Below are 231 nucleotides of genomic sequence, written 5' to 3'. Positions count from 1 at the left end.
CACCTGTTTCATGATCGGTTACGATTTCCGTCATACCAAGCACATCACTGGTAATAACAAGTTTTTTGTAAGCCATAGCTTCTAAGGGTTTAAGTGGTGTAACTGAGTGTGCTACAGGTTCATTACGCCTGTAATTTATAATTATATCTATTTTTTTATATAGGTTCGGGATTGAATCAGGAGATATTTTTCCTAAAAATTCAACATTAGATAAGTCATAGGACTTAGCCA

The 231-nt window shown here is 34.6% G+C and carries 1 protein-coding gene; it reads right to left on the bottom strand.

The genetic code is table 11. The features are described from left to right. Nucleotides 1-231, bottom strand: a 231-nt coding sequence (locus R0K30_RS23790; protein WP_410613525.1) for a glycosyltransferase, incomplete at both ends; no start/stop codon positions are given.

It is taken from the genome of Bacillus sp. SIMBA_154, from assembly GCF_046536015.1.
In the GTDB taxonomy this organism is placed as follows: domain Bacteria; phylum Bacillota; class Bacilli; order Bacillales; family Bacillaceae; genus Bacillus; species Bacillus pumilus_P.
Note: the sequence above shows the minus strand (reverse complement) of the source record. Positions and strands in the feature narration are given on the sequence as shown.